At 65.5% G+C, this 14,654-nt stretch carries 15 protein-coding genes and 2 pseudogenes; all 17 read left to right on the top strand.

The genetic code is table 11. From position 1 onward, the window contains the following. Positions 1–35: 35 nt before the first annotated feature. The 17 genes and pseudogenes from HG250_RS05235 (at position 36) to HG250_RS05155 (ending at position 14,621) form a co-directional block, all read left to right on the top strand. Positions 36–557, top strand: a complete 522-nt coding sequence (locus tag HG250_RS05235; RefSeq protein ID WP_205763536.1) for a hypothetical protein — start codon at positions 36–38, stop codon at positions 555–557. A 50-nt stretch (positions 558–607) separates the two neighbouring features. After that, positions 608–1,945: a DNA-packaging protein gene (locus tag HG250_RS05230; RefSeq protein WP_170003922.1), complete on the top strand. Its 1,338-nt coding sequence runs from the start codon at positions 608–610 to the stop codon at positions 1,943–1,945. A gap of 25 nt (positions 1,946–1,970) precedes the next feature. Continuing rightward, complete coding sequence (locus tag HG250_RS05225) at positions 1,971–3,176, top strand: phage portal protein (RefSeq protein WP_170003391.1); 1,206 nt, start codon at positions 1,971–1,973, stop codon at positions 3,174–3,176. Further along, complete coding sequence (locus tag HG250_RS05220; protein WP_170003389.1) at positions 3,173–3,481, top strand: DUF6127 family protein; 309 nt, start codon at positions 3,173–3,175, stop codon at positions 3,479–3,481. Before HG250_RS05225 ends, HG250_RS05220 begins: the two co-directional genes overlap by 4 nt. Further along, complete coding sequence (locus HG250_RS05215; protein ID WP_170003920.1) at positions 3,481–3,873, top strand: HK97 family phage prohead protease; 393 nt, start codon at positions 3,481–3,483, stop codon at positions 3,871–3,873. The genes HG250_RS05220 and HG250_RS05215 overlap by 1 nt, the downstream gene beginning before the upstream one ends. A gap of 129 nt (positions 3,874–4,002) precedes the next feature. Continuing rightward, positions 4,003–5,205, top strand: coding sequence for a phage major capsid protein (locus HG250_RS05210; protein ID WP_170003387.1), 1,203 nt, complete (start codon positions 4,003–4,005; stop codon positions 5,203–5,205). A 109-nt stretch (positions 5,206–5,314) separates the two neighbouring features. Beyond that, positions 5,315–5,869: a head-tail connector protein gene (locus HG250_RS05205; protein ID WP_170003385.1), complete on the top strand. Its 555-nt coding sequence runs from the start codon at positions 5,315–5,317 to the stop codon at positions 5,867–5,869. 79 nt (positions 5,870–5,948) lie between these two features. After that, positions 5,949–6,302, top strand: a pseudogene (locus tag HG250_RS05200) (phage tail tube protein); the annotation flags it as partial. Then, a complete protein-coding gene (locus HG250_RS05195; protein WP_170003383.1) occupies positions 6,299–6,610 on the top strand; it encodes a gene transfer agent family protein in 312 nt (103 codons plus the stop codon). The pseudogene HG250_RS05200 and the gene HG250_RS05195, both read left to right, overlap by 4 nt. After that, a complete protein-coding gene (locus HG250_RS13035; RefSeq protein ID WP_170003381.1) occupies positions 6,607–6,834 on the top strand; it encodes a phage tail assembly chaperone in 228 nt (75 codons plus the stop codon). Before HG250_RS05195 ends, HG250_RS13035 begins: the two co-directional genes overlap by 4 nt. Further along, entirely contained in the window at positions 6,827–7,408 is a 582-nt protein-coding gene (locus tag HG250_RS05185) for a tail tape measure protein (RefSeq protein ID WP_170003379.1), read from the top strand. Before HG250_RS13035 ends, HG250_RS05185 begins: the two co-directional genes overlap by 8 nt. A gap of 64 nt (positions 7,409–7,472) precedes the next feature. Further along, positions 7,473–9,784 (top strand): annotated as a pseudogene (locus HG250_RS05180) (DUF2460 domain-containing protein). Next, on the top strand, positions 9,781–10,596 hold the full coding sequence (locus HG250_RS05175; RefSeq protein WP_170003377.1) for a DUF2163 domain-containing protein: 816 nt from the start codon (positions 9,781–9,783) through the stop codon (positions 10,594–10,596). Before HG250_RS05180 ends, HG250_RS05175 begins: the two are co-directional and overlap by 4 nt. After that, on the top strand, positions 10,593–11,012 hold the full coding sequence (locus tag HG250_RS05170) for an NlpC/P60 family protein (protein ID WP_170003376.1): 420 nt from the start codon (positions 10,593–10,595) through the stop codon (positions 11,010–11,012). Before HG250_RS05175 ends, HG250_RS05170 begins: the two co-directional genes overlap by 4 nt. After that, on the top strand, positions 11,013–13,214 hold the full coding sequence (locus HG250_RS05165; RefSeq protein WP_170003374.1) for a GTA baseplate fiber-binding domain-containing protein: 2,202 nt from the start codon (positions 11,013–11,015) through the stop codon (positions 13,212–13,214). An 86-nt stretch (positions 13,215–13,300) separates the two neighbouring features. Further along, positions 13,301–13,684 carry a DUF2793 domain-containing protein gene (locus tag HG250_RS05160; RefSeq protein ID WP_338103866.1) on the top strand — a complete coding sequence of 128 codons (384 nt, stop codon included), beginning with the start codon at positions 13,301–13,303 and terminating at the stop codon, positions 13,682–13,684. Between the two features lie 208 nt (positions 13,685–13,892). Next, positions 13,893–14,621: an outer membrane beta-barrel protein gene (locus HG250_RS05155; protein WP_170003368.1), complete on the top strand. Its 729-nt coding sequence runs from the start codon at positions 13,893–13,895 to the stop codon at positions 14,619–14,621. Positions 14,622–14,654 lie beyond the last annotated feature (33 nt).

Raw genomic sequence — 14,654 nt, 5'->3', positions numbered from 1 at the left:
CATACTCGAAAATCAGCAACAGGGATGGGTGGCCGATGGTCAAGAAATCCGCTGCCGGGCCGAAGCGCCGGCGGACCAATCCGCATTGGCGCAAGCCGTTTCTCGAAGCCTTGGCCCAGACGTCGAACGTGGCTGCCGCCGCGCGGGGCGCCGGAGTGGATGTCAGCGCAACCTATCGCTTGCGCCGGCAGAATGCGGAGTTTGCCTCGGCCTGGTTCGATGCCTTGTGCGAAGGATACGACAATCTCGAGATGGACCTTCTGCACCGCCTGCGTAGCGGGGAACTGGACGGCGGCGAGAAAGGCAAGGCGCGGGCCAGGCGCAAGTTCGACAATGGAACGGCGTTCCGCCTGCTTGCCGCACACCGTGAAACGGTAAAGCGGCAGCGCGCCATTCGCGAGATCGAGGACGAGGAAGCGGTCTTCGCCTCGATCAACGCCAAGCTGGATGCCATGCAGGCCCGCCAGAAGACGATTACCGCCATCGTCGCGGAAGATGGCGTCTACCGGGTCAGCGGGCAAGAGCGGGGCGATGCCGCCGACGGAACGCCTTCGTGAATGCAACCGGAAGGCTGCGCCTGTTGCTGGCGCTGTCGCATAAGGAACGCATGGTCTTTCTGTCCGGGCTGTCGGACAAGGAACGGGACGATCTCCGCTGGCACTGGAGCCTGTGGGCGCGGCCCGAACAATTGCCGCCACCGGGCGACTGGAGCATCTGGCTGATCTGCGCCGGGCGCGGTTTCGGCAAGACAAGAGCCGGGGCCGAATGGGTGCAGCAGATTGCCCGGCACAACCCGGATGCGCGGATCGCACTGGTCGGCGCCTCCATCGGCGAGGTGCGGCAGGTGATGGTCGAAGGCGAAAGCGGCATTTTGGCTGCCTGCGCGCCGCACCGCCAGCCGGAATTCGAACCGTCGCGAAAGCGGATCGTCTGGGCCAATGGCGCGCAGGCCACGATCTATTCCGCGGCCGAACCCGAAAGCCTGCGCGGCCCCCAGCACAGCCATGCGTGGTGCGACGAAATCGCCAAATGGCACAACAGCGCCGAAACCGCCGGGACCGGCAAGGCCATGGCGGCATGGGACAATCTGCTGATGGGAATGCGGCTGGGAGAACTTCCCCGCATTCTCGCAACGACTACCCCGCGTCCGGTGGCGCTCGTGCGGCGGCTGCTGAAGGAAGAGGAAGGATCGTCTGGGAAGGGCCGCGAAGCGGGCGGCGTCATCGTCACGCGCGGCACCACATATGACAATTGGGCCAATCTGCCGGACCGGTACATTCGCGACATGCGCCGCGCATTTGGCGGCACCTCGCTCGGGCGGCAGGAACTGGAAGGCGCCATGCTGACCGAAGCGGAAGGTGCATTGTGGAGCCGCGATCTGATCGAAGCCTGCCGCATGTCCGGGCCAAGCGACGGAATGGCCCTTCCCGCCACCGCCTTCGCGCGGATCGTCGTCGGCGTTGATCCGCCGGTCAGCGCGCATGGCGATGAATGCGGGATCGTCGTCTGCGGGTTGGACGGCGACGGCATCGGCAAGGTGCTGGCCGATTGTTCCGTGGTCAGGCCCACGCCCGAAACCTGGGCACGCGCCGTCGCCAGGACGGCGGATCTCTGGGGCGCGGACCGGATCGTGGCGGAAGCGAACCAGGGCGGCGCCATGGTCGGCAGCGTGTTGCGCGCGGCGGATGTGAACCTGCCGGTGAAGCTGGTGCATGCCAGTCGCGGCAAGGTCGCACGCGCCGAACCCGTCGCCGCATTATACGAAGCCGGGCGGGTCCGGCACGCAGGCCTGTTCGCGCGGCTGGAGGACCAGCTGTGCGGGTTGATGGCGGGCGGCACCTATGACGGCCCCGGCCGCAGCCCCGACCGCGCCGACGCGCTGGTCTGGGCCTTGAGCGAATTGATGCTGGGATCGCGCGGCGTGCCGCGGGTCCGCGAAATCTGAACGAAAATCTAGCCAGGGAATTGCCATGTCTTTCCTCCAAACCGTCGCTTCCGCCTTCAAGGGCGGGGGCGAGGCTCGCGTGCCGCTGGCGCGCGGCTTCGTCTCCCCATGGGCGCAGCCTTTTGCCGCCGCCTCGGCGCCCCAGCCCCGCGCTCCGTTCCGCTACGACCGCGAGGTGCGCGACGCCTTTGTCGAAAACCCGGTGGCGCAGCGCGCTGTCCGAATCGTGGCCGAAGGGGTCGGCAGTGCGCCGCTCGGCCCGACCGACGACGATCTGGGAAGCCTCGTCAGCGCGACAAGCGCGGGCCAGTCGTTGATCGAGACGCTGGCCGCGCATCTGCTGCTGCACGGAAACGGCTATGTGCAGGTGATGAAGGACGGCTCCGGGCGCCCCATCGAACTGTTCGCCCTCAGGCCCGAACGCGTCAGCGTGGTCGCGGGCGAGGATGGCTGGCCCGCCGCCTATTCCTATCGCCTGCCCGGCCATGGAACCGATCAGGCCATCAGCATGGCGGTGGAGGATGAATCGGGCTGGCCCAATATCATCCATCTCAAGGCCTTTCACCCGGCGGACGATCATTACGGCGCAGGGTGCCTTGCGGCGGCCAGCCAGGCCGTGGCCATTCACAATGCCGCCAGCGAATGGAACCGCGCCCTGCTCGCCAATGCCGCGCGCCCCAGCGGCGCCCTGGTCTATGATGCGAAGGATGCGGGCGGCCTCACCGCCGATCAGTTCGACCGGCTGAAGGCCGAACTGGCGGCCGCCTATCAGGGGCAGGCCAATGCGGGCCGCCCGATGCTGCTGGAAGGCGGGCTGACCTGGCAGAGCATGGCGCTGTCGCCGGCGGACATGGATTTCGCCACCCTGAAGGCGGCCGCTGCCCGCGACATCGCCCTTGCCTTCGGTGTGCCGCCGATGCTGCTCGGCCTGCCGGGCGACAATACCTACGCCAATTACCGCGAGGCGAACAAAGCGCTGTGGCGGCTTACCTTGCTGCCGCTGGCGGGCAAGATCCTCTCGGGCCTCGGCGAAGGTCTGGCACCCTGGTTCCCGAAGGCGCGGCTGGCGGTCGATCTCGACCGGGTGACGGCGCTGTCCGAAGACCGCGAACGGCTGTGGGCGCAAGTGTCCGGGGCGGATTTCCTGACCGATGCCGAAAAACGCCGGATGCTCGGCCTCGAAGATTCCGACCCTGCGAAGCCGACCGACAAGAAGGGAGACGCGGCATGAAACGCGAGGATATGCTGGCGCGGCTGATCGCGCAGGCCGCAGGCGAAGGCGGCGAGCTGGTCACGCTGCGCGCCATCGTCGAGGAATCGAGCGAACTCGGTGCCAATCGCGTGCTGATGCGCCTCGGCCTCCATGACGACAATGCGCAGGACGATATCGCCGAATTGCGCGAATTGCTGGGGGCGTGGCGCGATGCCAAGGCCAGCGCCTGGAAGGCGGTAGTGGAATGGCTGGTGCGCGGCGTCTGCGCGTTGCTGCTGGTCGGCATCGCCGTCCGCATCGGTGTGCCGGGGATGCTGCGATGATGCGCTTTGCCGGGTATGCCGCCCTGTTCGGCAGGCCCGACGGCGCCCGTGACACCATCCTGCCCGGTGCCTTCACCCGCAGCATTTCGGAGCGCCGGGGCCCGCTGCCGCTTTATTGGCAGCACCGGGCCGACCAGCGCATCGGCTGGGTCGAGCAGGTGGCGGAGGATGCACGCGGATTGCGCGTGGTCGCCACCATCGACAATCCGGACAGCAGGGCCGCCGCCATGTTGCGCGGCCGGGCGGTTGACGGTCTCAGCTTCGGCTACCGCGCCCGACGTGCGCGCCACGATGCGGATGGGCGCAAGCTGGACGATGTCGAGATTTTCGAGATCAGCCTGGTCAGCCATCCGCTGCAGCATGGCGCGCGCGTGCATCTGATCGCCGGCTGAGCGCAACGCCCCCCTTTTTCACCCCATCGATCACCCGCCTGCCGGCGGGTTTTTCGTAGCCGTTTCGTTCGCAGATTGCGGGCGGGATGCCTGTCACTACCTCCCAACGACCTGAAAGGTTACGCCTCTATGGATACTCTCATTCCCGCCGCCAACCCGGCGACTCTCGCCACCGGCCCCGTCTCTGTCGGCGCAGCTGCCCCCGATCAGCTGGACGCCAGCTTCGACATCGTTGCCCGGCAGGACCGGACCGAAGCGGCCGTCTCCTCGCTCCGCACCGACGTGGACGAGGTAAAGGCCCGGATCGACCGGGTGGCCCGCGCCGCTACCCGCCCCGCCATCGCCGGTGCCGCCGCCCCGAGTGATGCCGGCACGGCCGAAGTGAAAAGCTTCGTGAACAATTATCTGCGTGCGGGCAGCACCAGCGAGATCAAATCGGTAAACGGAAAGGTGCCCAGCGACGGCGGCTATGCCGTGCCGCGCGAACTGGATGCGATGATCGCCCGTCAGCTTACCGAGATCAGCCCGATCCGCGGCCTGGCGCAAGTGGTGCAGACCGGCAGCGCCGGATATCGCAAGCTGGTGACCACTGGCGGCACGTCGAGTGGGTGGGTCAGCGAAACCGCGCTTCGCCCGGAGACGCAGACGCCCGATTTCGCCGAGATTGCGCCGCCCACCGGAGAGCTTTATGCCAATCCGGCAGCGAGCCAGGCGATGCTGGACGATGCCCAGTTCGACCTGGAGGCATGGCTGGCGAGCGAAGTCGCCATGGAATTCGCCCGGGCCGAAGGGGCGGCCTTCGTGCATGGCAGCGGTGTCAACATGCCCGAAGGCTTTCTGCGCGCGCCGGTCTCCACCGCCAGCGATGCGGTTCGCGCCTTTGGCTCGCTGCAATACCTCGGCAGCGGCGATGACACTGGCTTCGGCACCGCGCCCGAAGGACGCCTCATCGACCTCGTCCACACGATGAAGGCCGGTCACCGTCAGGGCGCGACCTGGGTGATGAATTCCACCACTCTGGCCGAGGTCCGCAAGCTGAAGACCGCCGACGGTGCCTTCCTGTGGCAGCCGGGTCTGGTCGAAGGTCAGCCCGACCGCCTGCTCGGCTATCCCGTGGTCGAGGCGGAAGACATGCCCGATATCGCGACGGGAGCATTCCCCATCGCCTTCGGCAATTTCCGCCATGGCTATCTGATCGCCGAGCGCAGCGCCACGCAGGTGCTGCGCGATCCCTACACCAACAAGCCCTTCGTGCATTTCTACGCGACGAAACGGGTGGGCGGCAAGGTGATGGACAGCGCCGCCATCAAGCTGCTGAAGATCGAGGCCTGACGCCTTCCGATCGCTGCCGGACCCCCGCGCCAGGAGGCGCGGGGGCTTCGGATGCGGCAGGCGCATGAAGCGCTCTGCCCGTTCTTTTCGATAGATCAAGGAGACCGCCATGAAGCGGGCCATCGTCACGCCTGCCCCCTTGCCGGGCGCGGCTCTCGAGGAATTGCGGAACTGGCTGGGCATCAGGTCCGCTGCCGAAGACCCGGCATTGCAGCGCCTGCTGCGCGCCGCCACCGACATGTGCGAAGCCTTCACCGGCACCATGCCCTTGTCCGCAACCTGCGAGGAAATCCTGTGCGCGAGCGGCGAATGGCAGAAACTTGCGACAAGGCCCGTGCAGGCGATCGTCGGCGTGGATGCGCTGCCGGCAGAAGGTGCGCGCAGACCGCTGGCCAGTACCGATTATGCCGTCGAACTGGACGCCGAGGGCGGCGGTCTGATCCGCATCCTGAGGCAGGGCGATGCAGGGCGCGTCGCGGTCCGCTTCGTTGCGGGTCTGGCTCCGGACTGGAGCAGCCTGCCCGAAGCATTGGCGCATGGCATCCTGCGCCTTGCCGCCCATGATTACCGCGCCCGCGATGCCCTGGGCGACACCCCGACCGGAACACCGCCGCTGGCCGTGGCGGCGCTGTGGCGGCCGTGGCGGCGGCTGCGGCTGGCATGATCCGTTCCGATGCGGGCGGCTTCGCAAAACTCGCCGCGCGGCTGAACGACAAGGCGGCGCGGCATCCGCCGCCGGTCAGCCTCCCGCCTACCATACGGTGGCCGGTCTTCGCACGACACAGATGTCCGTGAACGGCGACACGGTCGTGGTGACTCACAAGGAAAGCGGCGGCTGGCGGGAATTGCTGTCGGGTGCGGGAACACGCTCCGTCTCGGTATCCGCCAGCGGCATTTTCCTTGGCAGCGAAGCGGAAGGTGCCATTCGCGCCCATGCACTGGCCGGGACGATTGCCGATTACGAGTTGAGCTTCGAGGACGGTGAACGCCTGCGAGGCAGGTTCCTGGTGCAGCGGCTGGACTATGCGGGCGATTTCAACGGGGAGCGCAATTATACGCTGCAGCTGGAAAGCTCCGGCGCGGTGCTGCCCGCATGAGCGGCGCGAACCCCTATCGCGGCGAAGCGACGCTGGACATTGCGGGGCGCGACTGCCGGTTGCGCCCCAGCTTTGCCGCCCTGGTCGCAGCGGAGGAGGAACTGGGGCCGCTGTTCGCGCTGGTCGAACGCGCAGGTGAAGGACAGCTGCGGCTGGGCGAAATGGCGGCGCTGTTCTGGCATTGCATGGAGGAACGCGGCGATCTGACGCGCGACGATGTCGGTGCGGCGGTGATGCGGCACGGCATGGCGGCGAGCGTGAAGCCCCTTCGCGTGCTGCTGGGGCAGATCCTGCAGGGTACGGGGTGAGTGTAGCCAGGCCAAACTCCCGGGATGACGACGCCAGTTTTGGCCCCCGAGCCTTGCGCCTGGCCGGACTGGCAGCACGCAGCCTCGGCTGGCGGCCTCCTGAATTCTGGAACTCCACTCCAGCTGAACTGACGGCCTGCCTCACGGCCGAACCGCAAGTCGGCACCGCTCCTCCGTCCCGCACGGATATTCAACGCATGATCGAGGCTGACAGACATGGATGACAACATCGACGAATTGCTGATCGAGGTGCGCGCCGGAACGCGCGGCTTTGCCGCCGATATTGCGGAAATGCGCGGCACTTTCGATTCCACCCTGTTGCAGGGCTTCGACAAGGCAGGTTCGGTGCTGGAGCGGAGCCTGCTCGGTGCGATCCGCAAGGGCGGGATCGGTTTCGAAGACCTTGCCCGGACCGCGCTGCAGGCCATGGACCGCATCGCCGCACAGGCGTTGCAATCCGGCATCGGCAATCTGTTCCGGCAGGACAAGGGCAGTGCGGGCGGAAGCGGGATCGGCGGCCTCCTGGGCGGCGCGCTTGGAGCGATCTTCGGCCTTCCCGGGCGGGCGACGGGCGGCCCTGTCTCGCCCGGGCGTGGCTATCTCGTGGGGGAGCGCGGACCCGAACTGTTCGTGCCGACCAGCGCCGGCCGCGTCGAACCGAACCGTGGCGAGCCAGCCAACCGGCGGAACAATCGCGTATCGATTCAGCTGGCCACGCCCAAGGGCACGAGCGCCCCCGCCGCCCTGCAAAGATCGAGCCGCCAGGTCGCCAGCGCGATCAGCCGTTCGCTACGCTGAAAATCCGGAGAGCGGCAGGCTGCGCCCTGTCTTTCCAAACCGATATCAGAAGGATTTTGCTGCAATGGCATTCTGGCTTGCCCGCAAGCGACGAGGACAGGACAGCGACTGGATCCAGCGCTTCGACCCGCGTTTCTGGACCGTAAACTTCCCGCGCCCGATGATGGCATCGGTCATCACCACAGGCCCGCAATCCCTTCGCGTGGAGTGTGAATTTCACCACGAGGGCGAACTTGCCGGGCTGATCTGGGACAGCGTCGACATGCTCGATCACCCGCTGCTGGCCTATGCGACGGATCGCGATTATTCGCGCACGCGCCTGCGGTTCCGCTGGCGATCGGGCGGCTTGATACCGCTCGATGCTAATCACGGGCCGACGCTCACGATCGAGGGCCGGGATGCCGGTGGTGCAAGCCGCGCCTGGTATGTCCGGCTCTGGAACTATGCGGAAGGCACGCCGACGGATGCTCGCATCGACCTGCCTTTCTCCGCCCTCGAAAGCGGGTTCAATCTGCCCGGCGAAGCGGTGTTTCCCGCAGCGATCGACCGCATGTTCATCTCGCTTGCCCCGCCGCTCTATGTCGAAGGCAGCAATGAACGCCTGCCTGCAAGGGCCGATGGGTGGGCGGAACTGAGCGAGATCGCCTGCAAAGGCGACAGGCCGATGCTGGAAGTGGGCGACGTCTTCCTGCCGCCGCATGGCGAACAGATGGCGACGGCTTATGACGATGCCTTCAACCAGACCCCTGCCCGCCTCGTCAGACAGGTGCGTGGCCTCGGCTATCGCGGTCGCATCGTCCATTATGTCGGCATGAGCCATTTCTTCCGGCTGGCACCGCAAGGCGAGCGCCTGCTGGTTTCGCCGGACGTGCTGTTGTGCAGGCCCGCAGCGAGCTGGCACGAAGCCTATTTCCGGGAATGTGCCGATCGCGGCTTCCAGACCATCGCGTCCCTGTCCTACGAATTGTTTGCCGAACATTGTCCGGGCGACTGGCAGCAACGTGCCCATGACGGCGCGCCCGGCCGTACCGGGTGGGAGCCGCCCTCCGCCTTGCTCTCACCCGCTCATGAGGGCGCGATGGCATGGTTGCAGGACGTCGCCCGCGCATTCGTGACCCTGCTCGAGAGGGCCGGGCTGCCGGTTCTGTTCCAGGTGGGGGAGCCGTGGTGGTGGGTCATGGGCGATGGGCGCATCTGCCTTTACGACGATGCCGCCCGCACGGCCTTCGGCGGCTCGCCCGCGATCATTGCCGATATGCGCGCGTCGCTGGATGAAGCGCAGCTGCAATTGCTCGACCGGGCCGGCGAAGTGCTGGCGAACAGCACCGCCGCGCTGTCCGACGCGGTCCGGCAGGCAGCCAAGACCGATGCCGAAATCCTGTTGCTGGCCTTCACGCCGACCGTGCTGAACCCCGAAATGCCGGAACTGCAGCGTGCCAACATGCCCACCGGCTGGGCCTGGCCCGCTTTCGACCGGCTGCAACTGGAAGATTACGACTGGCTCACCGCCGGTGCCGATGCCGCGCGGCGCGCAGCGGTAAGGCTGGTGGACAAACGCCTGAATTATCCGGTGGACCGGCAGGATTACCTGTCCGGTTTCGTGCTGCTTGCCGAAGATGCGGACGCCTACTGGGCGCATATCGACAGAGTCCTGGACGAAGCGGCAGCGCGCGGCGTCAAACAGCGCTTCGTCTGGGCGCTGCCGCAGGTCGCGCGCGATGGATACACGCGATTGCCGCCGATTGGAGACGATGCAATGCAAGCCTTCGACGATGTTCTCTACCCCTTGCCCTTTGGACAGGACGTAGGCGTCAGCCCCGAATTCTCAACCAATGTTCGAGCGGGCATGAACGCCGCAATTCGCTCTGGTCCGACGCCCGCCTGCGCTTCGATGTCGGGCCCGGCCTGCGATCCGAAGCCGAACTGGGCACGCTTATTGCATTCTTCCGCGCGCGCCGCGGGGCAGCGCGCGGCTTCCGCCTCGGCGATCCTTTCGATTTCAGTTCCGCAGGCATGACCGGCAATCCCGGCCCGCTGGATCAGCGCATCGGTACGGGCGATGGGTTTCGGTCGCGCTTCCGCCTTGCAAAGCGCTATGGCGATGGCGACGAACCGCAGGTCAGACCGGTTACCCGGCCGCGTCCCGATACGATCCGCGCCGCCATAGATGGGATCGAAACGGCAGGTTTCACCCGCGAGGCAGGAGGATGGCTGGCCTTCGACACTGCGCCGCCTGTCGGTGCAGCCGTGACCGCCGGTTTCCTCTTCGATGTGCCGGTCCGTTTTGCCGAAGACCGGCTGGACGTCACCGGCGCCACTTTCGCTGCCGGCGAAGTGCCGTCCGTTCCGCTCGTCGAAATTCGCGAGGCGACATGAGCCGGGTGTTCTTCCGCAAGGAACTGGAAGGGGTCGCTACCTTCTGGCGGATCTATCGGCGTGACGGCGTGACCCTGGGCTTTACCAGTCATGACCGGGATATCTGGTTCGACGGCGTGCTGCATCGCGCTGCGCCGGGAATGGTTCCTTCAGCCATTCGCCGCAATGCCGGGTTTGCACCGGATAGCGCCGAAATGCAGGGACCGCTCAGCCATGGAAGCATCGGCAATGCCGATCTGACCTCCGGGCGTTTCGACGATGCGACTGTCGAGATCGGCGCGGTGGACTGGGAAACGCTGGACCGGGCCATCCTTTACAATGGGAACATCGGCAGCGTCGCCAGCCACGGGAACGGCTTTGCGGCTGATCTGGTGTCGTCCAAGGCCAGGCTGGAGGCAGACCCGGTTCCGCGCACCAGCCCCACCTGCCGTGCCCGCTTCTGCGGACCGGGCTGCACTCTTCCAGCCTCACGCTTCTCACGCGAAGCACGACTGTCGCATGTCGGGCATGCATCCAACCGCATGGGCTTCGATCTGCCCGATCACGGTCGGTATCTTTATGGTGAACTGCGCTGGATAGATGGCCCGCATGTCGGGGCCGTCATGCAGATCGTCGATGCCGAAGCAGACGCACTCTATACGGACATGCCCCTGAGCGGCGAAGTCTCTGCCGGCATGCGTGTTATCCTGCGCGAGGGCTGCGACCATACAATCGCGACCTGCGCGGACCGCTTCGCCAACGCCGTCAATTTTCAGGGCGAACCGTTTCTTCCCGGAAACGACCTGCTCATGCGCTATCCGGTGCAGCCATGACGACGGGTTTTCGCGCCGCTCGGGCCGCGCGGGCGATGATCGGCACCCCTTTTCGTCTGCACGGGCGTGCGGTCGGGCATGGGCTGGATTGCGTCGGTCTGATCGAATGCGCCTATGCGGCAGCAGGCCATGTGCTGGACCTTGCCGGACTCTATGGGCTGCGCAATCGCTCGCTCGACCGGATCGAACAAAGCGCGCTGCGGCAGGGCTTCTCCAGGGGCGAAAGGCAGTTGCAGCCCGGCGACATCCTGATGGTCCTTGCAGGTCCGCTCCAGCAGCATCTGGTGATTGCCGGGCCCGGTAACGATCTCATTCACGCTCATGCCGGGTTGGGCCGCGTGGTCGCATTCACCGGACGCATTCCCTGGCCGGTGATCTCGCAATGGCACCTCGCCCCAAAGCGACAGGACAGATAGATGGCAACCTTGCTACTGACAGCCGCCGGAACCGCGCTCGGAGGGCCGCTGGGCGGTGCCCTGGGCGCGCTTGCCGGTCAGGCAATCGACGGAACGATCCTGGGCCGGCCCTCCGGCGAAGGACCGCGGCTGAAGGATCTGACGTTAACGACATCGACTTACGGTAATCCGGTGCCCAAGCATTTTGGCAGGATGCGCGTGGGTGGCACGGTCATCTGGGCGACAGACCTGAAGGAGGTCAGCGATGTGGCTGGCGGCGGAAAAGGTCAGCCCAAGGTGACCACTTACAGCTATTCCGCCAGCTTTGCAGTGGCCCTGTCGAGCCGGCCGATGAGTCGGCTGGGCCGGATCTGGGCCGACGGCAGTCTGCTGCGCGGCGCAGCCGGCGATCTGAAGACGGGCGGCAGCCTGCGCTTCTACGATGGATGCGGCGATCATGAGCCGGACCCTCTGCTGCGCGATGCGGAAGGATCGAGGAGCCCGGCCTATCGCGGCACAGCCTATGTGGTCTTCGAAGATCTGCAACTCGCGGATTTTGGCAACCGCATCCCCTCGCTTACCTTCGAGATCATCGCCGACGACGAGCCGATGACGGTGGCGCAATTGCTGAACACCCTGCCGGACGGCGGCCGAAGCGATCTCGTGCTGCGCGATATCGGCGGATTTTCGATCGAAGGCGGTCCGCTGGTTCATCCCTTGGCGGCAATCCACGCGCTGCATCCGATCGCCTGCGATTCAGGTGGTGACACCCTGACGCTGTCTGCCGCTGAAGAACAGAATTCGATGCCGATCCTGCTCGGGCAGCCGACTGCGGGGTGGGATGATGAAGCATCCGCGGGGGACGGAACCCACCGCCAGCGGGATCCAGCTGGGCAAGGTTCCCTAGGTGCGATGCGTTATTACGACCTCGATCGGGATTATCAGCCGAATCTGCAACGAGCCGGCGGCAGGGCGATCGTCAGCTCCCGGCGATCCATCGAATTTTCCGGCGCGCTTTCCGCCGGTGCAGCGCGAAGTCTGGTGGACATGGCCATGCGCCGCGCAGCCTGGCAGCAGGAAAGGATGCTGTGGCGGGTTGCGGAGCTCGACCCTGCAATCGCGCCGGGCAGTACGGTGATGGCGCCTGGAGTCGACGGGTTCTGGACTGTCGAGGAATGGGAATGGAGCGACAAGGGAATTGAACTGCAGCTGGTCCGGCTGCGTCCCGTCACGGCAGTCGCCCTTCCCGGCGACGCCGGCCGGGCGCAGATCGCGGCGGATGTCAGTGCAGGCGCGCTCTGGCTGCGCGCCTTCGAACTGCCCTGGGACGGCATCGGTGCGGCCGACATCCGCCGCGCCTATGTGGCGACGGGCAGCAAGGGAGGCTCCTTCGCCGGAGCCGCTCTCTACCTGTCGCAGGAAGGCCGCCTCGTTCCTGCCGGTGTAAGCGGCAGAAGGCCGAATATCGGCGGAACGATCAGCAGCCCCTTGATGCCTTCCAGCGCCATGTTGTTCGATCGGAGCGCGATCCTTGCCGTCACCCTCGAATCGGATGATGCAATCCTCCCTCCGGCATCGCTTGCAGCGCTGGCGCAAGGTGCCAATCGAATCTGGATCGACGGAGAGATCGTGCAATATAGCAACGCCGTCAGAACAGCGCCGCGCTCGTGGACGCTTTCCGGATTGCTGCGTGGGCGGGGTGGTACGGAACAACGTTCCGCGCATCCGCACGCACCGGGTTCGGCCTTCGTGGTGATCGACGATCGATTGACGCTACTGGATGCCGATCTGACGGCTGGTTCCGCAGGGGTGACGGTTACGGCGATCAGTCCGGCAGACAGATCGGAAGCATCGGTTCACCTGAGCGATGCCGGAGCATCGCTGCGCCCCTTGCCACCCGTTCACCCCCGCGCCTCTCTCAGCGCGAGTGGCGGACTCGATCTGCGCTGGACGCGCAGGGCGCGGGGTGCCTGGGCGTGGCCGGACGAAGTTGATGCTCCGCTCGTCGAGCAGACCGAATCATATCGCCTTGGCATTGGCCCTCTGGATCAACCGCATCGCAACTGGGTTATTTCTGCACTATCGTTCCGCTTCCCGGCGGAAGAACTCGCGGCTTTGCGAATCATCTATCCTTCTGAACAATTGTGGGTCCGGCAGATCGGCACCTTCGCCCAATCCGACCCTCTTTTCCTGTTCAGCTTTTCCCAACTCGAGGACACGTGATGACACAGGCAACCAATTTTCCCTCTGCCACTGCCCGATTCGCCCTTCCAATGCTCTTTGCAGGACAGGCGCAAAAGGAATTCTTCGTGAAGGAGGCGCATGCGCTGACCGACATTCTCCTGCACGCCTGTGTCGAGGGCGAAGGCAGCCTTCCCCCGACCGAACCGGGCGAAGGCGAATGCTGGATCGTCGGCCCCGGCGCTGGCGGTGCATGGTCTGGTCATGATGGCGCATTGGCAGGTTACCAGGGTGGCAACTGGCTCTTCATAAAGCCGAAGACGGGCATGCAGGTTGTGGACAGGGCCGCGTCGCAGACCTTGTTCTTTGCAAAAGGCTGGCAGCGGATCTCCGCAGTGCCGCCTGCCAGCGGCGGCCACACGGTGGACGCCGAAGCGCGCAGTACTTTGGCGAAGCTGATCGAAGCGCTCGAATTAGCGAAGCTACTGCCGCCCTCCGCTGGGAACATCTGACACTTCACCCCGTTATGACGCCACAGGAGGGCGTATTCACGGCATCTTTTTGCATCAGGCCACAACATTCGAGGCTTTCTTGCAACAGTTCCCGAAGAATGCCCGCTTGCCACCCTTCGGGGGAGAAGTTAGAAAACACGCCACTCGGTGGAATTAGTTTCGCTATAAAGGGGATTATCTAATGCGGAAACTCGTCATAGGAATGGCGATGGCTTCGACGGCCCTTGCGTCGCCAGCCCTCGCGCGCGACGGACAATGGTACGTCGAGCTCGATGGTGGCGCAATGATCGTTGAAGACATCGATCTCGATGTCAACGGCGATGCAGACACTATTACGGCTGACACGGATTACGGCTGGGATGTCGGTGGTATCGTCGGTTACGATTTCGGTGCCGTCCGTCTCGAAGCTGAAGCCAGCTATCGTGATGCGGATATCGACAATCTGATCGTTGGCCCGTCGGGCGTTATCGCAAATCGTGGCAACTCAGGCGCGGGTACCTTCGTCTCCGATGGATCGATCAACGCTCTCAGCTTCATGCTGAACGGCCTTGCCGATTTCGGCGACGATGACAGCCTTCAGGGCTTCGTTGGTGGTGGTGTCGGCGTTGCCCGGACCGATCTGGATACGTCCATCCAGCTGTCGGCTCCGGATGCATTCAACGATTCCGACACCGGTTTTGCATGGCAGATCCTGGCCGGCGTGCGCGCTCCTTTGAGCGACAATGTCGACGTGGGCCTCAGATACCGCATGTTCACGGCAGAAGATGTGCGGATCATCGATTCGCTCGGCCGCGACATCGACGGTAAGTTGCGTACGCACTCCCTGCTGGGAACGCTGACGTTCAACTTCGGTGGCGAAGAGATCCTTCCGCCGCCGCCGCCCCCGCCTCCCCCGCCGCCGCCGCCGCCCCCGCCGCCGCCGCCTGCACGGCGCTGAAGCGCGCGGGACAGGATTGCCTCGTCACCGGAT

It is taken from the genome of Pseudopontixanthobacter vadosimaris, assembly GCF_012979275.1.
GTDB lineage: Bacteria > Pseudomonadota > Alphaproteobacteria > Sphingomonadales > Sphingomonadaceae > Pseudopontixanthobacter > Pseudopontixanthobacter vadosimaris.
This window is presented reverse-complemented; position numbering and strand designations above follow the sequence as displayed.